The 22922-nt window shown below is 45.5% G+C and carries 20 protein-coding genes and 4 pseudogenes; 13 read left to right on the top strand and 11 right to left on the bottom strand.

Annotated elements, in window-relative coordinates:
• The first annotated feature begins 256 nt into the window (after window positions 1-256).
• From DXE31_RS11795 to DXE31_RS09495, 4 genes are all read left to right on the top strand, one after another.
• Window positions 257-505, top strand: a complete 249-nt coding sequence (locus DXE31_RS11795; RefSeq protein ID WP_231969515.1) for a radical SAM protein — start codon at window positions 257-259, stop codon at window positions 503-505.
• Between the two features lie 9 nt (window positions 506-514).
• A complete protein-coding gene (locus tag DXE31_RS11790; protein ID WP_231969514.1) occupies window positions 515-1066 on the top strand; it encodes an oxygen-independent coproporphyrinogen III oxidase in 552 nt (183 codons plus the stop codon).
• A gap of 106 nt (window positions 1067-1172) precedes the next feature.
• Window positions 1173-1367, top strand: a complete 195-nt coding sequence (locus DXE31_RS11785; RefSeq protein ID WP_231969513.1) for a hypothetical protein — start codon at window positions 1173-1175, stop codon at window positions 1365-1367.
• 167 nt (window positions 1368-1534) lie between these two features.
• On the top strand, window positions 1535-2203 hold the full coding sequence (locus DXE31_RS09495; protein WP_114698586.1) for an OmpW/AlkL family protein: 669 nt from the start codon (window positions 1535-1537) through the stop codon (window positions 2201-2203).
• A 41-nt stretch (window positions 2204-2244) separates the two neighbouring features.
• Here the strand turns inward: DXE31_RS09495 and DXE31_RS10700 are convergent, their stop codons facing one another.
• Window positions 2245-2550: a hypothetical protein gene (locus DXE31_RS10700; RefSeq protein WP_231969512.1), complete on the bottom strand. Its 306-nt coding sequence runs from the start codon at window positions 2548-2550 to the stop codon at window positions 2245-2247.
• A 364-nt stretch (window positions 2551-2914) separates the two neighbouring features.
• Between DXE31_RS10700 and DXE31_RS09485 the strand changes: the two genes are divergently transcribed.
• Window positions 2915-4819, top strand: a complete 1905-nt coding sequence (locus DXE31_RS09485; RefSeq protein WP_114698585.1) for an ATP-binding cassette domain-containing protein — start codon at window positions 2915-2917, stop codon at window positions 4817-4819.
• Between the two features lie 59 nt (window positions 4820-4878).
• On the opposite strand, the gene DXE31_RS09480 is transcribed toward DXE31_RS09485, so the two are convergent.
• The 5 genes and pseudogenes from DXE31_RS09480 to DXE31_RS09460 form a co-directional block, all read right to left on the bottom strand.
• Window positions 4879-5145 carry a chaperone modulator CbpM gene (locus tag DXE31_RS09480; RefSeq protein WP_231969511.1) on the bottom strand — a complete coding sequence of 89 codons (267 nt, stop codon included), beginning with the start codon at window positions 5143-5145 and terminating at the stop codon, window positions 4879-4881.
• Window positions 5142-6122: pseudogene (locus tag DXE31_RS09475) on the bottom strand (DnaJ C-terminal domain-containing protein). Before DXE31_RS09475 ends, DXE31_RS09480 begins: the two are co-directional and overlap by 4 nt.
• A 78-nt stretch (window positions 6123-6200) precedes the next feature.
• Window positions 6201-6833, bottom strand: a pseudogene (locus DXE31_RS09470) (altronate dehydratase); the annotation flags it as partial.
• A 55-nt stretch (window positions 6834-6888) separates the two neighbouring features.
• Window positions 6889-8163 carry an NAD(P)/FAD-dependent oxidoreductase gene (locus DXE31_RS09465; RefSeq protein WP_114698584.1) on the bottom strand — a complete coding sequence of 425 codons (1275 nt, stop codon included), beginning with the start codon at window positions 8161-8163 and terminating at the stop codon, window positions 6889-6891.
• A 14-nt stretch (window positions 8164-8177) separates the two neighbouring features.
• The gene (locus tag DXE31_RS09460; protein WP_114698700.1) at window positions 8178-8510 is read right to left on the bottom strand and encodes a c-type cytochrome; all 333 of its coding nucleotides are present in this window, start codon (window positions 8508-8510) and stop codon (window positions 8178-8180) included.
• Window positions 8511-8727: 217 nt separating this feature from the next.
• On the opposite strand from DXE31_RS09460, the gene DXE31_RS09455 reads away from it, so the two are divergent.
• The 3 genes from DXE31_RS09455 to DXE31_RS09445 are packed head-to-tail and all read left to right on the top strand — an operon-like array spanning window position 8728 to window position 12292.
• On the top strand, window positions 8728-10413 hold the full coding sequence (locus DXE31_RS09455) for an ArnT family glycosyltransferase (RefSeq protein WP_231969510.1): 1686 nt from the start codon (window positions 8728-8730) through the stop codon (window positions 10411-10413).
• A complete protein-coding gene (locus DXE31_RS09450; RefSeq protein WP_114698582.1) occupies window positions 10410-11672 on the top strand; it encodes a sialidase family protein in 1263 nt (420 codons plus the stop codon). Before DXE31_RS09455 ends, DXE31_RS09450 begins: the two co-directional genes overlap by 4 nt.
• Window positions 11672-12292, top strand: a complete 621-nt coding sequence (locus tag DXE31_RS09445) for a hypothetical protein (protein ID WP_114698581.1) — start codon at window positions 11672-11674, stop codon at window positions 12290-12292. Before DXE31_RS09450 ends, DXE31_RS09445 begins: the two co-directional genes overlap by 1 nt.
• A gap of 1 nt (window position 12293) precedes the next feature.
• Here the strand turns inward: DXE31_RS09445 and DXE31_RS09440 are convergent, their stop codons facing one another.
• The 5 genes and pseudogenes from DXE31_RS09440 to fabI all read right to left on the bottom strand — a co-directional run bounded on the left by DXE31_RS09440 (window position 12294) and on the right by fabI (window position 16491).
• Window positions 12294-13244 carry a tripartite tricarboxylate transporter substrate-binding protein gene (locus tag DXE31_RS09440; RefSeq protein ID WP_114698699.1) on the bottom strand — a complete coding sequence of 317 codons (951 nt, stop codon included), beginning with the start codon at window positions 13242-13244 and terminating at the stop codon, window positions 12294-12296.
• A gap of 29 nt (window positions 13245-13273) precedes the next feature.
• Window positions 13274-13519, bottom strand: coding sequence for a hypothetical protein (locus DXE31_RS09435; protein ID WP_114698580.1), 246 nt, complete (start codon window positions 13517-13519; stop codon window positions 13274-13276).
• 57 nt (window positions 13520-13576) lie between these two features.
• A pseudogene (locus tag DXE31_RS09430) lies at window positions 13577-14349 on the bottom strand (HTD2 family dehydratase); the annotation flags it as partial.
• Between the two features lie 31 nt (window positions 14350-14380).
• Window positions 14381-15709: pseudogene (chrA, locus tag DXE31_RS09425) on the bottom strand (chromate efflux transporter).
• Entirely contained in the window at window positions 15706-16491 is a 786-nt protein-coding gene (fabI, locus tag DXE31_RS09420) for an enoyl-ACP reductase FabI (protein ID WP_114698579.1), read from the bottom strand. Before fabI ends, chrA begins: the two are co-directional and overlap by 4 nt.
• Before the next feature lie 50 nt (window positions 16492-16541).
• On the opposite strand from fabI, the gene DXE31_RS09415 reads away from it, so the two are divergent.
• The 5 genes from DXE31_RS09415 to DXE31_RS09395 all read left to right on the top strand — a co-directional run bounded on the left by DXE31_RS09415 (window position 16542) and on the right by DXE31_RS09395 (window position 22921).
• On the top strand, window positions 16542-18410 hold the full coding sequence (locus DXE31_RS09415) for an extracellular solute-binding protein (RefSeq protein ID WP_114698578.1): 1869 nt from the start codon (window positions 16542-16544) through the stop codon (window positions 18408-18410).
• 11 nt (window positions 18411-18421) lie between these two features.
• Window positions 18422-19486: a microcin C ABC transporter permease YejB gene (locus tag DXE31_RS09410; protein WP_174222273.1), complete on the top strand. Its 1065-nt coding sequence runs from the start codon at window positions 18422-18424 to the stop codon at window positions 19484-19486.
• Window positions 19483-20508, top strand: a complete 1026-nt coding sequence (locus DXE31_RS09405) for an ABC transporter permease (RefSeq protein WP_114698576.1) — start codon at window positions 19483-19485, stop codon at window positions 20506-20508. The genes DXE31_RS09410 and DXE31_RS09405 overlap by 4 nt, the downstream gene beginning before the upstream one ends.
• Window positions 20505-22142, top strand: coding sequence for an ABC transporter ATP-binding protein (locus DXE31_RS09400; RefSeq protein ID WP_114698575.1), 1638 nt, complete (start codon window positions 20505-20507; stop codon window positions 22140-22142). The genes DXE31_RS09405 and DXE31_RS09400 overlap by 4 nt, the downstream gene beginning before the upstream one ends.
• Before the next feature lie 155 nt (window positions 22143-22297).
• A complete protein-coding gene (locus tag DXE31_RS09395; RefSeq protein ID WP_114698574.1) occupies window positions 22298-22921 on the top strand; it encodes a C40 family peptidase in 624 nt (207 codons plus the stop codon).
• Window position 22922 lies beyond the last annotated feature (1 nt).

Genomic DNA, 22922 nt, shown 5'->3' with positions numbered 1-22922 from the left:
CTGAGTTATTGAAGAGGTTGGATATCAACGGGCCACGCTACACCTCTTATCCTAGCGCTGATCGCTTCCATAATCATTTTGCTGAGCTTGATTATTTTGGGGCTCGTGAGCGAGTTGCGACAGTCGATGCACCACTTTCTCTCTATTTTCATTTGCCGTTCTGCCCCAATATTTGTTATTACTGTGACTGTAACAAAATCATCACCAAAGACCATGGCCGTAGCGGCAAATACACATTAAGTATTTAGCCAAAGAAATGGCTATGGTTGTCAAGGCTATTGGCGCTCAGAGAAAAATTCCCATAACGCAGTTGCACTGTGGCGATGGTACGCCGACATTTCTGTCGCATGAGGAAATGATTGAGCTGATGCACCATACTCGCGAATATTTTGACTTGTTGTCTGAGGGTGAGTATTCCATTGAAATTAATCCGCGCCGAGTAACTGAGAAAGATATTGCACTTTTGGCGGATTTAGGATTTAACCGAATCAACTTGGGGGTTTAAGATTTCAATTTGGCAGTGCAAGAAGCAGTTCATCGCGTTCAAACCATTGAAGAAACTCAAGCGGCGGTGATTGACTGGTCAAGAAAATATGACTCTCAATCGAGAAGTGTAGATTTAATTTATGGCTTGCCGAAACAAACCCCAGAAACTTTTAAAGATACTGTCGATGCAGTATTAGCAATGCATCCCGATCGTCTTTTAGTTTATAATTACGCCCATTTGCCACATATTTTTAAGCCACAGCGTCGCATCGCTGAAGCGGATTTACCACCCGCCGCTGATAAATTAGACCTTCTCTCCAATACCATTTCGCGTTTGGGTGAGGCTGGTTATGTTTTCATTGGTATGGAGCATTTTGCTAAGCGAGATGATGAGTTGGCTATTGCTCAAAAGCAGGGAAGGTTGCATCGTAATTTTCAAGGCTACTCCACTCAAGCCGAGTGTGACCTATTGGCTTTTGGTATTTTATCTATAGGTAAGGTTGATGACTGCTACTCGCAAAATATTCGAACTTTGGATGAGTATTACGAGGCGCTGGATGCCGGTCATTTGCCTGTATAAGGGGTATCCAGCTTGATCAAGATGATTTTCTCCGTCGAGCAATGTGATTGGCGAGCTCATGTGCCAATTTGCCCTTGATGCCTAGGCTTTTGCCTCTTCGCATCACATGAATTTTTCAAAGTACTTTGCGGTTGAGCTAGAGGAGCTAAAAAGTCTTAAGGAGGCAGGGCTCTTGGAGTGGGAGGGAGAAAATATCCTTGTTCCTACCAAAGGCAGCCTTCTTGCAAAACGGGTAGTCATGACTTTTGATCGTCACCTCAGACCATCCCAAGCAAAAGGTACTTACTCCAAAGTTTTGTAGCCCAAAACAAAGTCAATTTGATATATATCAAATAAGGCTGGAGATGTTGTTGCATTTTGACAAATACAAATTCTCGTAGTCTATTTAATTTGATTTGAATCAAAACTCTCTTCTGTATCAATTCGAAAATGATCTTATCGAAATTGATAATAAAAAGGGAAACCATCATGCGTATTAAGTCTCTCGTAGCAGCAATGGCTGCAGTAGCATCTTTATCTCCACTTGCAGCTCAAGCTCAAGCTCAAGCTCAAGCTCAAGCTCAAGCTCAAGCTCAAGCCGAAGAAAATCCTTGGATGGTGCGTGTCCGCGCAGTTGATCTCCTTTGGCAGAACGGGCAAATGGGTACTGTTCAGACTGCACATATCAAAGCCAAGAATCAATGGATTCCTGAGTTTGATGTTTCGTATTTCTTCACAAAAAATATTGCAGCCGAATTGGTATTAACCTGGCCACAGCAAGTCAATATAACGGCTACCCCAGGTGACTCTAATGTCGGTAAGATTACTGGTCTCCCCCCATCTCTATTAGCTCAGTATCACTTCACTGATTTGGGTGCATGCAAACCTTATGTAGGTGCCGGTATCAACTACACAATTTTCGGCAACCGTCAAAATTTCTATGGCACCGGTGCTGGCCTTCAAGTTGAACCTTCAAGCGTAGGCTTTGTTGGTCAAATTGGTATGGACTATATGTTTGATAAAAACTGGGGCTTAAACCTAGATGTGAAATATGCAACGATAGCCACAAATGTTCAAACAGTTAGTAATGGTGCAAATATTGGTAAGTTGACGCTAAATCCATGGATGCCAGCTGTTGGTGTGACTTATAAGTTCTAAGATTTCAGTTCTGAGGTTTGAAAATAGGGCCCTTAAGGGCCCTATTTTTTTACCTTTACCATTTGCAGATATTCACTACGCCAGAACATCAATGAGTTGTTTAAAAGTGAGTTCGTTAAAGCTTGCTTTATTAAAGCGATGTAAAGCAAGGTGGACCGGTGGGGCTCTATTCTGCGTTTGGTGTATTGATCCCAATGGGCGAGCTTCCATTCATCACGAGGGTCGCTTCGCTTCACACTCTCCTCAAGGTCAATCCAAGCAATTTGAATCATCGTTTGTGTTGGTAATCCAAGGGCTTGCAGATCAAACATACGACCACTCTGAATTTCCTTGGAGAATGAACCCACTAGGATGACATTTACCCATAGAAGTAAATTTTCCCTCGCAGCCCTGGTATTCCCAATCCCGGAGATTTTCAAGGTAGTAGGGGCTATCACGATCATTGGGATTCGGAGTCGTGAGTTTCATGACTTGAGCACTAAATGCCCCATATGCAGTATCTTTATCGAGGAAAAAGAAATCCTCTCCAGTCTTTTCAACTAATAGGGGTAAAGCTCTTTTGGCCAGAGTGGAGTTACCTGTGCCCGCATATGACCTGCAAAGAGGATTAAGCGGGGTGCAGAGGGGGTTAATTTAAAGACCATACAGAGCTAGTCTCGCAGACATTGAGCAAAATATCTCGTCTTTTGACGACGTGACGATAATGTCGCCATGGCTTTAATCGTACTCACAGATGCAAAACTGGCTTTTGGCCATGTTGACCTCCTCGCAAATACTGCATTTTCCCTAGAATCTGGTGAACGTGTCGGCTTAATTGGCCGCAATGGCACTGGTAAGTCTTCTCTCCTGAAGATCTTGGCGGGGATTGAAACAATGGATGATGGCTTGCTGCAATATCAGCAAGGTCTGCGAATTGCTTATGTTCTCCAGGAGCCCATCTTTGAAGCTGAAGAAACGGTATTTGAAGTGGTTTCAAAAGGCGTTGCTCAAGCAAAGGCCTTGCGCGAAGAGTATGAGGCGTTAAGTGTAGGTGAATGGGATGATGCTTCTCATCATCGTTTGGATGAAGTGCAATCTGAATTAGAGGCTTTGAGTGGTTGGAATTGGGAGCAGCGTGTTCATGAAACCTTGGATCGTTTGCATCTCGATGCAGACGTCAAGATTCATGCACTATCTGGTGGAACTAAAAAGCGAGTTGCTCTCGCGCGTGCTTTGGTGGAAATGCCAGATGTTTTATTGCTTGATGAGCCTACCAATCATCTGGACTTGGATTCGATTGCATGGTTAGAGGAATTGCTTAAGGAGTATCAAGGCTCAGTGATCTTGATTGCCCATGATCGTGCCTTCTTGGACACTGTGTGCACACAAATTGTCGAATTAGATAGGGGTATCTTGCGCAGCTATTCTGGAAACTTCACCCAATACGAGGTTCTAAAAGAGCAAGAAATGAATGCTGAGTCGTTAGCAAATGCCCGAGCAGATAAGCTTTTAGCGCAAGAAGAGGTTTGGATACGCAAAGGTGTCGAAGCACGTCGCACACGAAACGTAGCTCGTATTGCACGATTAGAGAAACTACGTACTAGTCGTGCTGAGCGAAGAGATACCATGGGGCAGGTGAAGTTGGCTGTTTCAGCTGGAGATCGTAGCGGGAAGATTGTCGCTGACCTACAAAACGTCAGTAAAACTTATGATCGTCCGATTGTGAAGGATTTCACGGCAATGATTTTGCGTGGCGATAAGGTGGGTTTATTAGGCCCAAATGGCGCGGGTAAAACAACCTTGCTCAAGTTAATTCTAGGGACGATTGCTCCAGACTCAGGCACTGCAACAATGGGAACACGTGTCGAAGTAGCCTATTTTGATCAGATGCGTGAAGGGTTGGATTTGAATGCTTCATTGGAAGATTACATTAGCCCTGGTAGTGAGTGGATAGCAATCAACGGCAATAAGAGGCACGTCAAAAGTTATTTGAGTGATTTCTTATTCGCGCCTGAAAGAACGAATTCTCCTGTTAGCACCCTATCTGGCGGAGAACGTAATCGTCTATTGTTAGCACGTCTATTTGCTAGGCCAGCAAACGTCTTGGTTTTAGACGAGCCAACCAATGACTTAGATATTGATACCTTGGATCTACTAGAGCAACTTTTACAAGATTACAAAGGCACTGTCTTTTTAGTCAGTCACGACCGATATTTCTTAGATAATGTAGTCACTAGCATTATTGCCAATGAGGGTGATGGCTTTTGGCGAGAGTATGAGGGTGGCTATGAAGATTGGAAGATTCAAAAAGCGAGATCCGACATAATTCGAGCTAGCAATTCCAACACAAAGCCCGCTGAAAAAGTAGAAGTCAAGAGCGAAGTCAAACCTGCGGCAACGACTAGTGTACAAAAGCCCAATGGTAAAGAGCGCCAAGAGTTGGAGGAGCTGCCTGCACTCATTGAGGCGCTAGAAGCAGAGCAGACCGACATTGGTATTGCGATGAGTGATCCTGCTCTTTGTAAGAATGAGCCTGAGTTAGCAGCCAGCATGCAAGCACGCCTGACAGAAATTACGGTGAATTTAGATCAGAAGCTGCAACGTTGGGAACAGCTTCTCACTCGTTCAGAAGCTTGATGCCGCGCTTATTCCTGAGGTAATCGAGCCCGTAGCTGAGCGATTTCATCTAGCAGGTCTCAAGCCAAGGCAACACCAGGCACATTGAGCTCCAAATCATGCGTGAGATGCGCAGCTGTTTTTGCTCTTCTCAGAGAGTCCCCGCTAAAACGCCAATCCTCAGGCGAGGATCCAATAGGGCTTAAGACGCCTTCAGAAACCCAGCTCATAATCAGATCTTCAGGGGTGCGCGATGCGTGAGCAAGCTCAATGATGGTCATGTGCACTTCATTTTCTACAACAGCGCCTTCAATCCAGGTGATATTGGTTTGTGTCATATCCATCATCCCTTCAAGTGAGTTCTTGGGTTGAAATTACAAGCCTTCTCAAAAGTTTGGTAAGCCTCTTTTTGCGCGTCTGTCTCTGCTAGAGGTAGAGCAATCGTTGGAACAACATATAGATCACCAGCCTCTGCGCTCGGAATGCCTTTACCTTTGAGTCGCATCTTACGACCAGCCACAGTACCTGCGGGAATTGTTAATTCCAGAGTGCTGCCAGATGGAGTAGGCGCTTTGACGGTTGTTCCTAGAGCCGCTTCCCAAGGCGCTAGCGGAATATCAATAAATATATCCTTGCCCTCCACTCGATAGAGTGGGTTTAGATGGAAATCAATTTCGAGATATAAATCGCCCGATGGACCCTCCCCAATACCTGGCGCACTTTGCCCTGAAAGACGAAGATTTTGTCCAGCTTTAATTCCCTTCGGAATGCTGACATCTCACTTGCGCTCTTGAGTGCTGACATGGCCGCTCGCATCTTGCACCGGCACATGTAATGCAATAGTTTTCTTGGCTCCGTTGTAGGCGTCAGCCAGATCAATCAAAATTTTGGCGTGATGATCTTGGCCCTTAAAATTCATGCCCTGACGAGAGTGGCTACCTCGACCACCTTGACGATGTTTGCCTCTACCAAAAAGAGATTCAAAGCATTCACTTTGATCACCTTCAAAGCCTCCGCCATAGCCTGGGTGTCCACCGCCAAAACCACCGTCAGAATACGCAAAGCCTTCATTCCAATTGGGAGGAGTGGTGAAGTCTTGCCCGTTCTTCCAATTCTCACCAAAGCGATCGTAAGCAGCCCGTTTTTCGGTGTCCTTAAGAACGACATACGCCTCGCCGATGTGCTTGAACTGCTCTTCTGCGCCAGCTTCTTTGTTGACATCTGGGTGATATTTGCGTGCTAGCTTGCGATAAGCGGACTTAATTTCTGCTTCTGTGGCGGAACGTGGCACGCCGAGTGTTTCGTAGCAATCCCTAAATTTCATAAGCCTGTTTCAGTTTTGTTTCTATCTGGGTTGAGCGAACAAGATGAATTCTACAGTTCTCTTAGCTCATTACACCACAGTGCGAAGAAATAGGTCGAAGAGCCTTTGCCACATTTCTTGGACGGATACCGTGTCATCCAAACTCTCCCCGAAATTGATATCCATATCTTCGGTCAGTCGCTCATACATTGGCGTATTAGTAGTCAATTTGATGCAGGGAGCTGGTTTGGAGCTAAACATAGAGCCACGTCCAGTGGTAAAGGCAATCAGATTGGCTCCCCCTGCGATTTGCCCGGTTGCAGATACCGGATCAAAGCCTGGAGATGGACCGGTCACGCATTTTATGGAGGATCCTAAGGATTTTTCAAAGATTTTCGCCAAGCCACCAATTTGATTGCCTGAACTTACTTGCCCATTAATTTGGACAGCTCGGCCAACCGAGTATTCATTTTTCCACCAGCGGATGCGTTTAATTAACTTTTCGCCGACCGCCTGGCTGACTGCACGGCGGGTGAGAGTGTGTTCAACCCCATAGATCTCAGGAGTCTCCGAAAGGAGACCTGTACCACCATGTTGAGACAAAAGATCAATCGCTGCCTCTAAGGCAGGATTGGCAGTGATAGATGCAAAACCATCTGAGCCACCGCACTGTAAGCCGATGCATAAGTGACTGGCTGACACGGTTTCATGCTGCACTTTATTGGCCTCTGGAAAAAAGAGACCCGAAGGTCTCTTTTTTATTGATGCAGATGCATTTGTTTCATTATTAACCCAAGCTATCTGCCCAAATGTTGTGCGCCCAACCCCATGCGTAAACACCTTCTAATACTGAAGGGGCTGGAGAAAGTCCTCCTGATCCTGGAACAGTTTTGAAGGTCTTTTCAGCCGCGTTGTACTGATGAACGCTGGCTACGTGCACTACTTCTTTAGAATTGACGAAGCTGTAACAGGTATTGGTCAGGACTGGAGCAGGGTTTACTTCCCAACCACTCAGCTCAGCCACGATAGCGGCTGCAGCGATTTTGGCGTGCTGGTTAGCCATATGTGCAGACTTGGGCATTGCAGGGGCAATTTGAATGGCATCACCCAATACATGAATATCTTTACGCGCAGTGGATTCAAAGTTGAGATAGTTGACGTTAACCCAACGACCATTCGAGTTTGCTAAGCCGGTTTTGATAGCGATTTCGCCTGCTGCCATTTGTGGCAAGACATTTAAAACATCTGCTTTCACATCATCCTCAACTTCGAGTTTGAGTGTTTTTGTTTTGACATCAACGCCAACAACATTGCTCTTTGGTCGATATTCGATAATCCCAGAATACTGTTCAGCCCATACCTTCTTAAATAATGCACCCTTAGAAATAACGTCTTGGTTGGCATCCAGAATGATGACCTGGCTAGTTGGATTATTTTGTTTCAGGTAATTGGCAACCTGACATGCGCGCTCATATGGTCCAGGGGGGCAGCGGTAGGGCGCTTCTGGAATGCTGATGGCAAAAGTGCCACCGGTACGCATGGCAGCGATTTGTTTATGTAGTGCGACCGTTTCTAGACCTGCCTTCCATGTTTGGAGGGTAATACCATCTTTGTTTGCTTGAGCAAGACCGTCGATGCTTTTGAAGTTGAGTGATACGCCTGGCGATACAACTGCTTTGTCGTAACGCAAGGTCTTGCCAGAAGCAAGTTTGACAGTTTTCTTCTCTGGAGCAATGCTGGCAACACTATCTTGAATAATCTTGATCCCATGACGCTTGCTGAGTGCGTCATATGGAGAGGTGATCTCCGCTAAATTACGTGATCCACCAATTACCAGGTTAGACATCGGGCAAGAGATAAAAGAAGCATTAGGCTCTATCAGTGTGACCTTTGCCGTGTTGTTTGAAAATAAGCGCAGATACTTAGCAGCTGTAGCGCCACCGTATCCTCCGCCAATGACGATAATTTCTGCTTTTTGTAAATTAGCACGCGCTTGTCCAGAGAAACCAGCGAGTAGGCCAATCGCTGCTGCGCTCTGGCCAATAAATTGTCTACGATCCATGATGGTCTTCCTTATTATTTCTTGCCAAGTTGATTAGCGATGATTTCAAGTTGCTCGTCTGTGTAGCCTTTGGCTAACTGGGGCATGATGGTGCCCTCACGTGCACCTGATTTAAATGCCTTCAACTGAGCGAGCATTTGTTCGCTTGTGAGGATGTTAATTAATGGCATTCCACCATCAACTACTCCTTTGCCATCTGTGCCATGGCAATTGGCGCAGGTGGCGGCAAGACCACGTTTGTATAAATTACTGGCATCCGCATGTTGGGCAACAGCAGCGCCACTCCATTGGCTAATGCCAAGGTAGATAGAGGCTAGGATTGCGGGTTTTAAATACCTTGCTCGCATGTGGTTTATCTCCATTCTGATAATTTCTCAGTCATTAGTTACAAAATGATTCATCAACATCTTAATCAAGCAAACTCTGAAAGGTGATAACCAATCCAGAGTCATTTTTCATAAGCTCATGCAAAATCTGGGCATAGGCAGTTTTACTGGGAATTCCTATAAGACCTATTAAACTATTGTTATGCGAGTTTCATTTTCTTACCGTTCTGCGATATTGATGCTGCTTTTAGGTGTATTGACCTATCTTTATGGCTTAGATAGTCGATTTGTGCCTAAAAACGGTGATGAGTATCCCTACATGCATATTGTGCGGATGACGGCAGATTCTGGAGAATGGCTGCCGCTTCAATCTGACATGGACGGCATTCAAAATACCAAGCCTCCACTTATTTTCTGGCAAGGGATAGCCAGTACACATTGGGGCTCGGATTGGACCTTAGCTAGTCTGCGTTGGCCCAATGTTTTATATACCGCCCTGACCGCCTTTTTCTTATTTTTGGCCGTACGCTGTTTTAGCGGCAAAACGCAAACTGGCGCTTTAGCGGCATTCATCTGGCTCTCCTTTTTTGCGACTTATCGATACGGTCGCCCATTTTTGGCTGACCCCCCAGAAGTGTTTTGGATATCGCTGCCATTTTTGGCGCTTCTATATTGGGGCAGGAGTGCATTTGAATCGAAATTCTTTTTCCCGCTCGTTGCCGGTATTTGTTTAGGTTTTGCATTATTTGCAAAATCTTTTGCATACATAGTCCCGGCTTCGTTTGCTCTGGCCTTATATTACTGGCGCTGGCGTCAGTGGAGTATTCCTCAATTACTGAGAAGGGATTTCTATAAATTAATCTTGATTGCTTTGCTGGCACTTGGCATTTTTAGTTTATGGTTCGCTTTAGACCCCCATCCAGAAGTCGTCTGGAAAGAATTTGTTTTGGGCGAAAACGCTGGCAAATTTGCCGCTCGCCAATCTAGTTACTTATCAGATTTGCTAAGTGGTGGTGACAGCATTTGGTTGCTGTTACTCGCTACCGTTGGTAATGCAGGCTTTTTTAGTTTTGTGCTGATCTCATGCTTGATTCAGAGCTGGCGTGGACGTCGCTTCCTCAGTTTAGAACAAACACTTTTGTTGTTATTGATCGGCGCATTTTTGATTGTGTTTAGTTTGCCAAGTCAGCGCTCGGGTCGATATCTATTGCCGGTCATGCCTGCATTTGCTGCGCTGATCGCTTTGTACTGGAAAAAATTGCCTTTATGGGGATTTCGCATTGCCTTGTTATTGCAATTGTTAGTCTTATCGCTACTAACTTGGATGGGACTGAATCTTCAGCTTTCACTATTGATGAACGATGCTGGCACTTGGACTTATTCCTATGGCCATTGGATTCCTATGGCCATAGGAATTATCATGGTCTTGCTTGGATTATTGAAGAAAGACTTCACTAAGACGATTGCATTAGCAGCGTGCTTTCTGGTTTATTGCGGTTTAACTAGCAGCCTTGCTCCGTTGGAAGGCAATTTAGGTCGCTACTCTACGCAGACCATCACTCAACTGCAGGGCAAGGATGTTTGGATACCTTGCGACTATCGCGCTAAGGATGAAGAATATCGTCTACTCTTGCCTGGTGCGAAGCTGCACGGTTATTTGGCAAAAGATGCTGCTGATATTTCTGGGTTAACAAAAGCCTATCCACTAGTAGCGGTACATGCACCATTGGGTGTTGCTCCCGAGCTCTGTGATTCTTGTCAAATTGTTGGTAGACGAATGGAAATGAGGGCGCGCCACACTAATGATGAAATTCAAGAGATGTTGGCTGGACCAATCGGTAAGCATTTGTTTGTTACTGAGTACCTGATTTCTACGCCTGTAGCAAATCCAGACGTATCCAACCTGAAGGATGTTTGTAGATGAGTCGTGTCCTTGCTCTTTGTTTTTTATTGCTTGCCGCAGTATTTGGTTTCTTGCATATTGATAGCCGTCCAGTTTGGGCGCCATTTGCCACTTCTACTCACTCTACAGTTGATCTGGAGATCGAAGAAGAATCCATACTCAAACCTAAGGCATCTAGCAAAGCAGCTATTCCAGCACCACAAGCCGCTTGGCTGCCTGATACTGGTGCCCCCTCGGTACACGCCGCTTCACTGATTGCTTTAAAAGATGGTGCCATTCGATCTTTTTGGTTTGCAGGTAGTCGTGAGGGTGCTGCAGATGTCTCCATCTACAGCTCTGTTTATGATCCGAAATCTGCTCATTGGAGTGCGCCGACTGTAGTGATGGATCGTATTAGTGCTGAGAGGGGACTCTTGCGATATATAGCGAAACTTGGAAATCCTGTTCCAACTAGATTGGCGGATGGAAAGTTGCAATTACTCTTTGTGACCGTTTCTATTGGTGGTTGGGCAGGAAGTTCGATTTCTGCGGTGACATCAGATGATGAGGGCTTAACTTGGAGTAATCCGCAGCGTTTCATTACTTCGCCGTTTCTGAACTTAAGCACGCTTGTCAAGTCTCGGGCTATACAGTTTGCAGATGGACGCCTTGGAATACCTGCCTATCATGAGTGGATAGGGCGTTTTGGCGAGCTCATCAGAGTGGATGCAGACAGAGTGATTGATAAGCGCCGAATGAGTTCCGGACGTAGTGCGATACAACCACTTGTCTTTGTTAATGATGCACAAGATGCTAGCGCCTATTTTCGACAAGCACGAAGTGCAGGCCTGCCCAAGCAAATACTTGTGAGTCGTACTCAAAATGCCGGTCAAAGTTGGGAAATTGTAGAGGACTTAGCCATTGCTAATCCAAATTCTGCAGTGACTGGCTTGATTCTAAAAAGTGGTGCACGTATTTTGGTGCTCAATAATATTGAAGCCGGTCGTTATCGACTCGCCTTGATCATGAATGATCCTCAATCTGGTCAGTGGCGCACCATTGAGTTGTTAGAAAATGATGAGGCGCTGCCAGATGCGCAACGCAAGGAATTCTCTTATCCTTACTTAATTACTGTTGATGGTGATGATGCTCATCTGGTGTATACCTGGGATCGCAAAAAGATTTGTCATCGGTATTTTCCAGGCCCATGGCTGCAGCATTCTCTCAGCGAGATTCAATCGCAAATTCAAGCTCACACTCAAGCAAAAGAAGCTGATGTACCAAATCAGGAGGCGCGATAATGAATTCGGTAATGCAATCTTTGCCTTTGATCGAGTTATCCATTTCTTGTGGAGTAGTTGGAATATGGGTTTTACAAAAATTCTCTTCCAATCCTTTGTCATTCATGGTCAAAGTGTTACTCTTAATATTCATCAGCAACGTTTTATTTTGGCCACTAGGCTTGGGCATGGAGTTGCCTCTGATAGCGTATGTTCGTGGCGTTACTGGAGATCTGAGCGTGGTCTTAACCTTGCTGCTTTGGAGCTCAGTATTGCCCTCTAGTAAACCAATGCCCACTGCATTTAGATTTTCCGTGGTTTTTATTGCCATCTGCTTTTATCCCTTTGCTTTGGGTATTGGGATGATTGATCCCTATGCTTGGGGATATGGGTCGATTACTTTCTTGATCGCAGTTCTGTTTTATGCGTTGGTATGTGGCTTGCTAAATTGGACTAAAGGTGTTTGGGTTATTGCGATAGCCATCATTGCATGGTCAGCTCAATGGCATGAATCGGCCAATCTCTGGGATTATCTGCTTGATCCATTCTTGGCGATCTGGGCGTTGGCCGCTTTTATTGATGTGCTTTTCAGAAGGCGTCGTGATAAAGCTCGCTCTGGATACTTGTTCAGACCGGGTTAATTCAATCCACGATGATCCTGTAGGATGGCACAATAAAAAAGCTAGCAGAAGCTGGCTTTTTTATGATTGCTACGAATTTAAGGCCATGAGAGGTCATCTTGTCAGCAGATACGATGCCAATGTTGGCATCCTTTAGGCGTTTTTTCACGTCTGGCTTTGGAACGCCCTTTGGGGTGTACATGCTATGCCAAACTTTTACTTCAAAACCTTTGAGGCCCTGTTCATCCAATGTTGGAACATTCGGAATGGCTGGTAGACGCTTTAAAGTTGTTGTGCCGTAAGTCTTAACACGACCATCCTTGATGTAAGGAATAGTTTGTGTGGTTTGATCGCACAAAAGGTCAACTTGACCACCTAGCAAATCAGTGAGAGCCGGGCCTGTTCCTTTATAAGGAATGTTGGTTAACTTCACGCCCATACGATTTTGGAAAAGTAATCCGCATAGCTGTGATACTGCTCCTGGACCAGCATTTGCCATGGTGACTTTAGAGTCATTAGCGCGAATGTAGGCTTTCAACTCTTTAAAATTGTTAGCTGGCAAATCTTTTTTGCCCAGCAACACCATAGGTACGTCGGCGACCTGACCAATATATTCAAAGTTGGTCATTGGGTTATACGGTAGTTTGTCATAAAGCGCATTCGCAGTAGCCAGTCCCATATGATGCCAGTAGATGGTGTAATCGTCAGGCGCTGCTCTTGCAACTTTAGTGCTAGCAATCGTACCGCCAGCACCTGGAATGTTTTCAACAACAACAGTTTGACCAAGAGCTTGACCCATTGGCACAGCAATAAGCCGCGCAAGAGAGTCAGTTGGACCGCCCGCAGCGAAAGGATCGATGAGTGAAATCGATTTAGTAGGCCAATCTTTTTGAGCTTTGGCGCTGGTGCTGAGAAGTGCACCAGCGGTTAATGCTGCAGCAATTCCTGAAAATAAGAACTTCTTCTTTTTCATGTTGATCTCCATATTGTTGTTATGTGGGCTCATAAAACTACTGGTCGGTCAATCATGCGTCCATCGAGTTTTACAGCACCTCCTTTGGAGGTCTTATCAGCCGCGATGACCCGTTGTGCCCAAGCAATTTCGGCTTCCGTGGGCGGAAAGGCATTGATAACAATATTGACTTGTTTCGGATGGATGCGCAGCTTTCCACCAAAACCCATGCGCTTTGCTCGCTCTGCATCATCGGTAATACGGCTCAACATCATCCGTGGATGGTGTAACCCCATCAACAGGAGGGGCAATTTGAGCCAGACGTGATGCCAAGACTATTTGATAGCGGGCCGTCTGAAGTTCGTTCGGTCTCTGGACGATCGCACACCATCCCTAGACTCAAAACTCTTCAACTTGCAGCCAGAAATAGATTGACGGACTAAATCGACAAGTAGCGTAGCAATTAAGTGGCCATGAACAATCAGTCCAGGGTAGCCCTCTACTTCGGTGACATATTTGCGATCGTAGCGAATACGGTGTCCATTAAAGGTGAGGAGCGCTGAATAGCGGAACAGCAATACATCATCGGGTGTGATGGTTTTGCTCCATTTGGCATCAGTGGGCGCAGGCGTGGGAGCAACCGGTTTGTCATCTGGACCTGGTGCGTCATGATAAACAATGTCATGTTCTTCAATAATGGCCAAGCCATCTTGGTTAGAGATCTGGTGATTGACTAATACAAAAATCAAATCACCGGTGCGACCTGCTGTATGAGTAATCGATTTAATCGTAGAGACGCGTTCAATCTCATCACCCACAGAAAGTGATTTGAGCCATTCAAGACGGCTACCTGCCCACATGCGACGAGGTAATGGAACTGGCGGTAGAAAGCCGCCGCGCTTTGGGTGACCATCAGGACCAATTTTTGATTCACGTGCGTGGGGAAAAAATACAACTAGTGCCAGAGCTCGGGTAAGAAAGAGCCTTTGCTAGGTGCTAGATCATCACCACGGTCCATGGTTGCCGACAGGGCGCGCACTGGTGTAGCAGTCACGGTATCTTGAAAAGACTCAGATTTGCCGAGCCATTCTTGGAGATGGGTAATAGTTTGAGGTTCGATTCGCATGTTTTCTATTATGCCAATCTTGTAAAAAATCTCACCCTATCAATATCGAGATGTAATACAGGAGCAATCCAGCTAAGGCCGACCCACCTAGAACTGAGAGCACGCCTTTTTAAAATTTGAACAGGGCTAAACCAGCTAGTGCGCAAATAATGATCGATATCCAGGAAATCGATCCGCCAAAGCCTCTTGGAAAAAATACGTGATACGCCAAAAAGAGGCCGAGGTTGGCAATGACGCCCACCACAGCCGCAGTGATTGCAGTTAGCGAGGCAGTGAATCCTAGCCTTTTCATGTGTAGACTCAATTAAAGGACCACCTACTAATATCAAAAAGAAGGATGGCAAGAACGTAAATCAAGTGGCGACGTATGCACCCAGAACACCAAACCAAAATGGATTATTATTGCCAATTAAGTGTTGAATATGTCCTGTAAGATAACCTACAACAGCAACCACCATGATGAGCGGTCCCGGAGTAGTTTCTCCAAGAGCTAAGCCGTCAATCATCTGGCTAGCGCTTAGTCAATGAAAGTGCTCGACTGCACCTTGATTACACATAGGGCAGAACTGCATAGGCGCCGCCACAGGTCAGAAATGCGGCTTTAGTAAAGAACTAGCCCAATTGTGGGAATAGGTTCTTCCAGCCAAAAATAAAGGTGAGCAAGCCAATTGGCACAAGCCAGAAACAGGCGACAACACAACTGAGGCGAATCGTTTTGGAATAGCTAAATTTTGTGTGCTCTTGTGCTGGCGTGTGATCATCAATTATCGCTGGAACATATTCTTTTATTTCTTTGCTGGAGTGTGCACCAGTTTGCTGAAAATATTCCGAATACTTTTTGCCGCCCCAATATCCAATGGCACCCGCAATTAGCACAATGTGATTGGAAAAGCGAGATTCAGAATAAAGATGGCCAGAAACGATCCAAACGCAATCCACCGGAGCGTCTGATTATGAATCGTGCGTTTACCGATCCGAACAGCTGCATGTAACAGAATCGCCGTGACAGCAGGTTTAATACCAAAAAAGATAGCGGCAGACTTGTCTATAGGTAATGTACACCCCAGAAGAGGCCAACCAAAATGAAGGGTGACGGAAGAATAAATAAAGTACCCGCTAGGATGCCGCCCCATGTGCGATACATCAGCCAACCAATATAGGTTACTAATTGTTGGGCTTCTTCTGGCCCAGGTAGACGCATGCAATAGTTGAGCGCATGTAAAAAGCGCCGCCCAGAAATCCAGTGACGCTTTTCAACCAACTCTTGGTGCAGAACCGCAATTTGTCCTGCGGGGCCACCAAAGCTGATGACACCCAGTTTGGCCCAAAACTTCAGAGTCTCACTCAGTGGAACATTCAAGCTTCATCCATACCGCCAACTACGTGGCTAAAGCCATTGTCAACGTAGATGATTTCCGCAGTGATACCGTTTGCTAGATCCGATAACAAGAAAGCTGCGGTGTTACCAACATCATCAATCGTTACGTTGCGACGTAGTGGAGCAGTTTGCTCGACCGATTCCAAGATCTTACTAAACCCTTTAATGCCTGAGGCTGCCAAAGTTTTAATTGGACCAGCAGATATGCCGTTTGCGCGAATACCCTTCGGACCAACAGAACCAGCAAGGTAGCGAACTGACGCCTCAAGAGACGCTTTAGCTAAACCCATGGTGTTGTAGTTCGGAACATTTTTCATCGCACCTAAATAGGTAAGAGTCAACAATGAGGATTTATCACGCAACATCGGTAGCGCCTCTTTTGCCATTGCTGGGAAGCTATATGCAGAAATATCGTGAGCAATTTTGAAGCCCTCACGAGATAGTCCCTCAAGAAAATCTCCAGCAATCGCTTCGCGTGGAGCAAAGCCAATAGCATGTACAAAGCCATCAAACTGAGGCCATGATTTGGCTAAATCCTTAAAAAGAGCGCTGATCTGCTCATCGCTACCGACATCACAGTCAAAAATCAGTTCGGTGCTGAATTCTTTTGCAAAATCGACAATACGATCCTTAAAGCGCTTACCCACATAGGTAAAGGCTAATTCCGCTCCCTCGCGGTGACAGGCCTTGGCAATACCATAGGCGATAGAACGGTTAGAGAGGAGGCCGGTAATGAGGATTTTTTTGCCGGAGAGAAAGCCCATGTTATGTCCTTTGCTTCAAATATGATTAGTTATCTATAATTGTTGCATATATGCCCAGCCTAAAACCCATTCTTAACATTGCCTCTTTCTTGCTTGTCGCCTTGCTGCTGGGGCTCGAAGCCAATACGGCTTTAGCGGGACAAGGCATTGCACAGTACGGTAAGCCTAGATATCCAGACGGATTTACCCATTTTGACTACGTTAATCCGAACGCTCCTAAGGGTGGAACCTTAGTACTGCCAAATCCGGGCCAAAGAACAAGTTTCGATAAATTCAACCCATTTACCCTGAGAGGTATCACCGCTCCAGGCATTGATTTGATGTTCGAATCCTTAGCGGAAGGAAGTGCCGATGAAGTTTCTAGTATTTATGGTTTGTTAGCTGATGATATTCAAGTCGCAAAAGACCGAAAATCTGTGACCTTTCACATTCGTTCCGAGGCAAAGTTTTCAGATGGTAGTCCAGTATTGGCCGCTGACGTGAAGCACAGCTTTGATACCTTAATGAGTGGCAAAGCACATCCCCGTTACAAGACAACCTTTGCAGATATTAAAGAAGCAGTAGTTCTATCTGAACGAGTGGTTCGATTTGATTTTAAAAATGACAATGCAGAACTTCCCATTTTGGCGGGAACATTCCCGGTGTTCTCGCGTAACTGGGGCAAACGTCCTGACGGAACAATTATTCCATTTGAGAAGCTTGCCTTTGAAGCGCCTTTGGCCAGCGGACCTTATTTAATTGAATCTTTTAAAGCTGGAAAATCGATTCTTTATAAGAAGAATCCCGCTTACTGGGCCGATCAGCTGAGTAAGCCTTTAAATATTCGGGTAGGTTTTTATAACTTTGATCGTGTGCTCTACAAGCTCTACAGTGATGATGCCGTTCGTCTAGAAGCCTTTAAGGCAGGGGAGTTTGATGCACTCGTGGAGTATCGCGCCAAGATCTGGGCCAAGGGATATGTTGGCCCTAAATTCGATCAAGGCATCCTTTTAAAGAAAGCATTTTTGAATCACAACGGCGCTGGCATGCAAGGCTTTGCCATGAATATTCGTCGCCCCCTTTTTAAAGACCCTCGTGTACGCGAAGCATTAGGATATGCGCTTGATTTTGAATGGCTCAACCGCCAAATCTTTTTTGATCAATACAGTCGTATCAATAGTTACTTTACCAATAGCGATTTGAGTGCGAACTTTAATGGTCCTCGAAAGCCTACTGAAAGCGAATTGAAGTTACTGAAACCACTCAAAGAAAAATATCCACAATGGGTTCCAGATGCTGTCTTTGGCCCTATGCCAGCAGCACCCTCTACCAATCCACCCGGAAGTCTGCGTCAGAATTTAAAAAAAGCGCGTGAATTGTTCATGCATGCTGGCTGGCAGTACCGCGATGGTGCATTACGCAATGAAAAAGGTGAGCCTTTCCGCTTTGAGATTGTAGAGAATGGCGGCTTTTTCTTAAGGGTGATCTCAGGATATGTTCGCAACCTAGAAAAGCTCGGCGTTCAGGTTGATATTCGCACCAGCGACTTTGCATTACATCAAAAGCGCATGAACGAATATGATTTCGATATGACTACCGTTCGCTTTCAAGACTCGCAGAATCCCGGCAATGAACTCTGGGATCGTTTTGGTAGCGAAGCAGCTAAAGAAAAAGGTTCAGATAATTTAATCGGGGTGCAGTCTCCAGTGGTAGATGCTTTGATCGAAGAAATTACCAAAGCGCAAAATCGCGAACAGTTAAGAACGGCTACCAGGGCTCTCGACCGAGTCTTGTGGAATAGTTACTATGTGGCGCCCCAGTGGTATAACCCAACGCATTGTGTTGCATTCCGTCATGAGATGCGCTACCCAGAGCCGCCTTTGTATTACTCGGCCGAACTTTGGATCATGCAAAACTGGTGGAAAGAAGAGGCTACATAATGCAAGGTCAAATGCGCGCCTACATTCTGAAACGCTTACTCTTGATGATTCCAACCATCTTGGGCGTTCTCACACTTACTTTTGCGGTGGTGCAATTTGTGCCTGGTGGTCCTGTGGAACAAATGGTTCTGGAATTAAAAGGTAAGGGTGACGCTGCAATTGGTGGGGCTGAGTCTTCGGGGGCGGGAGCAACGTATCGCGGTCGCCAGGGAGTGGATGCCCAGCGACTCGAAGAAGTAAAAGCTTTGTATGGTTTTGATAAGCCGCCGCTCGAACGCTACTTCATGATGTTGAGTCGTTTTGCAAGATTCGATTTAGGTCAAAGCTATTACCAGCATGAGAGCGTTTGGAGTCTGGTCGTTTCTAAATTGCCGGTATCGATCAGTATTGGCTTGTGGACATTCTTCATTACGTACTTAGTTTCCATTCCATTGGGAATTGCTAAGGCAGTGCGAGATGGTTCTCGTTTCGATGCCATCACAAGTAGCATCATTCTGGTCGGGTATGCGATCCCAGGTTTTGTACTGGGAGTTTTATTGCTTGTAATCTTTGGCGGTGGCAGTTTTTTGCAGATCTTTCCGCTAAGAGGTTTGACATCCGACGACTGGAATGAATTAAGTCTGATGGGCAAGGTGATGGATTATCTGTGGCATCTGGTTTTGCCAATTACTGCCTCTGTGCTGGGTAGTTTTGCCGTGGTAACGATGTTGACGAAGAATTCTTTCCTCGAAGAGCTTCGCAAGCAGTATGTTTTGACTGCCCGTGCCAAGGGCCTCACCGAGAAACAAGTATTGTGGAAATACGTTTTCCGCAATGCGCTCTTGCCACTTGTAACCGGTTTTCCAGCAGCCTTTATTGGCGCATTTTTTACTGGATCGCTGTTGATTGAAACACTCTTCTCATTAGACGGTCTTGGTTTGCTGTCCTATGAGTCGGTGATGCGCCGCGATTACCCCGTCGTTTTTGGCACCCTATATCTGTTTACTTTTATTGGCTTGTTTACCAAGTTAATTTCAGATCTTTGCTACGTTTACATAGACCCACGCATTCAGTTTGGTGCGGGAGGAGGCTCATGAATCGTTGGCAACGATTTAAAAATAGTCGTGCCGGCTACGCGAGCCTGTGGATTTTTTTAGTGCTCTTCGGGCTATCTCTCTGCGCAGAGCTGATTGCGAATGACAAACCACTAGTAGTGTGCTACGAAGGTAAGACTTATTTTCCAATTGTAAAAAGTCAACCCGAAACGGTTTTTGGCGGAGACTTTGCTACACCAACGGATTTTTTGGATCCCGATATACGTCATAACATCACTAGTAACGGCAATTGGGCCATTTATCCTCCAATTCATTACAGCTACGAGACGCTCAATTACTTCTCCAAAGTACCCAATCCAGCGCCACCATCGGCCGAGAACTGGCTTGGTACGGATGATCGCGGGCGTGATGTATTGGCTCGTCTGATTTATGGTTTTCGTTTGTCTATTCTCTTTGGATTAGCGTTAACCTTTGTTGGGGTAAGTGTTGGCATTATCACCGGATCTCTGATGGGATTTTTTGGTGGAAAGTTTGATTTGATTTCTCAACGCCTCATCGAAATTTGGTCGGCAATGCCCGAGTTGTACTTGCTGATTATTTTTGCTTCGATCTTTAACCCTAGTGTGGCGCTATTAATTATTTTGTTGGCAGCTTTCGGGTGGATGGGGCTTTCCGATTATGTTCGAGCTGAATTTTTCCGCAATCGTGCGCTCGAGTATGTCCGTGCCGCACGAGCATTAGGACTCACTAATGTACAAATTATGTGGCGTCACATTTTGCCTAACAGTCTCACGCCAGTAATTACCTTTTTGCCATTTCGCATGAGTGCAGCGATTTTGTCTTTAACAAGCTTGGACTTTTTAGGCTTGGGTGTTCCTCCTGGTACCCCTAGTTTGGGTGAATTGCTCTCCCAGGGTAGAAGTAATCTTGATGCTTGGTGGATCTCTTTATCCACCTTCGTAGGTTTGGTGGCCACATTACTGCTTTTGACCTTCATGGGTGAGGCGCTACGTAATGTCTTTGATTCGCGCAAGGCAGGCTTGATGAGCGGAGGGCGCTCATGAGTTTGATGCGTTATGAGAATCTCTGTATCTCATTTGGAGCGGGGCGACGCGAAAAATTTGCTGTGAATCATCTCGATTTAGAGATTGGCGTTGGTGAACGCGTTGCCTTAGTTGGAGAGTCGGGCTCAGGTAAGACTTTGACAGCCTTGGCGCCATTACGCCTCGAACCAGAGGGGACTAAGGTATCTGGCAAGATACTGTGGAATCAAAAAGATGGGAAGGGTGAAATTGATTTGCGTTCCTTGCCCATAGAAGATATTCGTGAAATCCGTGGCCGAAAAATTGCAATGGTGTTCCAGGAGCCTATGACAGCCTTGAACCCCTTGTTTACTGTTGGCAATCAAATTATTGAAGCTGTACAGATCTATCAGCCGCTTATCTCTAAAGTAGATGCAATCGATGCCGTGATTGATTTGCTACGCAAGACAGGCATTCCCGAGCCTGAGAGACGCTTTTATTCTTATCCACATCAGCTCTCTGGCGGTCAAAGACAGCGTGCCATGATTGCCATGGCGTTAGCCTGTAAGCCTCGCTTGCTTATTGCGGATGAACCAACGACTGCTTTGGATGTGAGTTTGCGTTTGCAAATTTTGGAGCTGCTCAAAGAATTACAAGAAGAATCAAAAAATGATGGTGGCATGGGTATTCTTCTGATTACTCATGACCTCAATTTGGTAAAGCATTTTGCGCAACGTGTAGCGGTGTTAAATCAAGGTATTTTGATGGAGGCTGGAATCACCAAACAGGTATTTGATCATCCTACTGATCCTTACACTCGTGCTCTTGTGAATAGTGAGCCGGTTCGTAGCTTAGCGCCAGTCATGCCCTTGGCACCAGTGCTCCTGAAGACCGAAGAACTCTCCGTTGCCTATCCTAGTTCAGAGTCGGTATCTTGGTTTAAAAAAGCACCACCTCATAAGGTTCTAAAGAAGGTGAGTTTTGCGTTAAAGCAAGGCCAAACTATAGGTGTGATTGGCGAGTCAGGCTCTGGTAAGACAACCCTTGGCATGGCGGTACTTGGGTTATTGGGTGATTCTGCTGCAGAGGTAAGTGGAACTGTTGATGTACTCGGAAGTAATTGGCAAAAACTGAAACCGATTGAACGTCGTGTGATGCGTTCGAGTTTGCAAGTCATCTTTCAGGATCCATTTGGATCGCTATCACCACGTATGAATATCCTACAACTTGTTTCCGAAGGTTTGGGTGTACATTTTCCAAAATTCTCTTCGCAGGAGCGTGAGTCTCGCGTAGTCGATATGTTGAAAGAGGTGGGGCTTGATCGTTCAGCATTACAGCGCTATCCCCATGAATTTTCTGGTGGCCAGCGCCAAAGGATTGCTATTGCGCGTGCTTTAATTTTGCGTCCACAGATTTTGGTATTGGATGAACCCACTTCTGCATTAGATGTGTCTATTCAGAAACAGGTACTCGCTTTATTGTCGGAATTGCAGAAGAAGTACAACTTGACCTATCTCATGATTAGCCATGATTTAGCGGTGATTCGGGCAATGTCTCATGAGGTGATGGTTCTTAAGGGAGGCAAGGTCGTCGAGTTTGGTGATACAGAAACCTTGATAAAGCATCCCCGCCAAACTTACACAAAAGAACTTTTTGCAGCCGCAGAACTGACGTAGTTGTCCTTAAATCCCCTCAGCTAATGAGGCTAAATTGGTGCATCTGCCCCGATAGGAGTAAAATAAAGCTTTATAAACAAGAACTTATAATAATATTGAAGATTTGGTAAATGAAAGTTTCTTTGTTAAACTGAGCCGATGTCATTGAAAAAACAATGCTCCTACATCTCTTAGGTCTTAGCCTAAGTGTTTTCATTTGCGTAAGCGCTCAAGCTTCAGATTCTGCAGCATCGGCGGACTCTGCCCTTCCAAAAGAGAGTATGTTCCAAGCAGGTAAGTCATACATTTTTCGCGTTTCTGATCGTTTAGCAGATACCGTGACTGGTAAATCAGAAGATTTAATTAACCGTGCGATGGAAGTGATTGGCGTGCGTTATCGCTGGGATACGGAGTTGCCGCAATCAGGATTAGATGGCAGCGGTTTTGTGGGTTACGTTTTTAAAGACAAACTGGGATTCTTGTTGCCATGTAAATCGACCCAGATGAGCCGTGTTGGTAAGCCAATTACCCGTGAAGAGTTGCAACCAGGTGACCTCGTGTTTTTCAATACGATGCGTTTAACCTTTTCTCATGTTGGCATCTATGTAGGCGACAACAAGTTCATTCATTCACCATCAAAAGGGACGAATGTTCGTGTCGATGATCTCGGCAGTCTTTATTGGGATAAACGCTTCGATGGTGCACGTCGTTTAGACAGTAGCGATAATTTGAATGACGCCGAACGACAAGAGCTTCTTAACGAAGTAAAAAATCTCAAGCGTAAGTCACAGAGTCTTTAGT

This window comes from Polynucleobacter necessarius, from assembly GCF_900095185.1.
GTDB lineage: Bacteria > Pseudomonadota > Gammaproteobacteria > Burkholderiales > Burkholderiaceae > Polynucleobacter.
Note: the sequence above shows the minus strand (reverse complement) of the source record. Positions and strands in the feature narration are given on the sequence as shown.

Coding starts and splice junctions, on each gene's coding strand:
- DXE31_RS11795 (WP_231969515.1), top strand. CDS start 257: ATGGCTATGGTTGTCAAGGCTATTGGCGCTCAGAGAAAAATTCCCATA.
- DXE31_RS11785 (WP_231969513.1), top strand. CDS start 1,173: ATGAATTTTTCAAAGTACTTTGCGGTTGAGCTAGAGGAGCTAAAAAGT.
- DXE31_RS09495 (WP_114698586.1), top strand. CDS start 1,535: ATGCGTATTAAGTCTCTCGTAGCAGCAATGGCTGCAGTAGCATCTTTA.
- DXE31_RS09485 (WP_114698585.1), top strand. CDS start 2,915: ATGGCTTTAATCGTACTCACAGATGCAAAACTGGCTTTTGGCCATGTT.
- DXE31_RS09480 (WP_231969511.1), bottom strand. CDS start 5,145: ATGATGGATATGACACAAACCAATATCACCTGGATTGAAGGCGCTGTT.
- DXE31_RS09465 (WP_114698584.1), bottom strand. CDS start 8,163: ATGGATCGTAGACAATTTATTGGCCAGAGCGCAGCAGCGATTGGCCTA.
- DXE31_RS09460 (WP_114698700.1), bottom strand. CDS start 8,510: ATGCGAGCAAGGTATTTAAAACCCGCAATCCTAGCCTCTATCTACCTT.
- DXE31_RS09455 (WP_231969510.1), top strand. CDS start 8,728: ATGCTGCTTTTAGGTGTATTGACCTATCTTTATGGCTTAGATAGTCGA.
- DXE31_RS09450 (WP_114698582.1), top strand. CDS start 10,410: ATGAGTCGTGTCCTTGCTCTTTGTTTTTTATTGCTTGCCGCAGTATTT.
- DXE31_RS09445 (WP_114698581.1), top strand. CDS start 11,672: ATGAATTCGGTAATGCAATCTTTGCCTTTGATCGAGTTATCCATTTCT.
- DXE31_RS09440 (WP_114698699.1), bottom strand. CDS start 13,244: ATGAAAAAGAAGAAGTTCTTATTTTCAGGAATTGCTGCAGCATTAACC.
- DXE31_RS09435 (WP_114698580.1), bottom strand. CDS start 13,519: ATGGGGTTACACCATCCACGGATGATGTTGAGCCGTATTACCGATGAT.
- fabI (WP_114698579.1), bottom strand. CDS start 16,491: ATGGGCTTTCTCTCCGGCAAAAAAATCCTCATTACCGGCCTCCTCTCT.
- DXE31_RS09415 (WP_114698578.1), top strand. CDS start 16,542: ATGCCCAGCCTAAAACCCATTCTTAACATTGCCTCTTTCTTGCTTGTC.
- DXE31_RS09410 (WP_174222273.1), top strand. CDS start 18,422: ATGCGCGCCTACATTCTGAAACGCTTACTCTTGATGATTCCAACCATC.
- DXE31_RS09405 (WP_114698576.1), top strand. CDS start 19,483: ATGAATCGTTGGCAACGATTTAAAAATAGTCGTGCCGGCTACGCGAGC.
- DXE31_RS09400 (WP_114698575.1), top strand. CDS start 20,505: ATGAGTTTGATGCGTTATGAGAATCTCTGTATCTCATTTGGAGCGGGG.
- DXE31_RS09395 (WP_114698574.1), top strand. CDS start 22,298: ATGCTCCTACATCTCTTAGGTCTTAGCCTAAGTGTTTTCATTTGCGTA.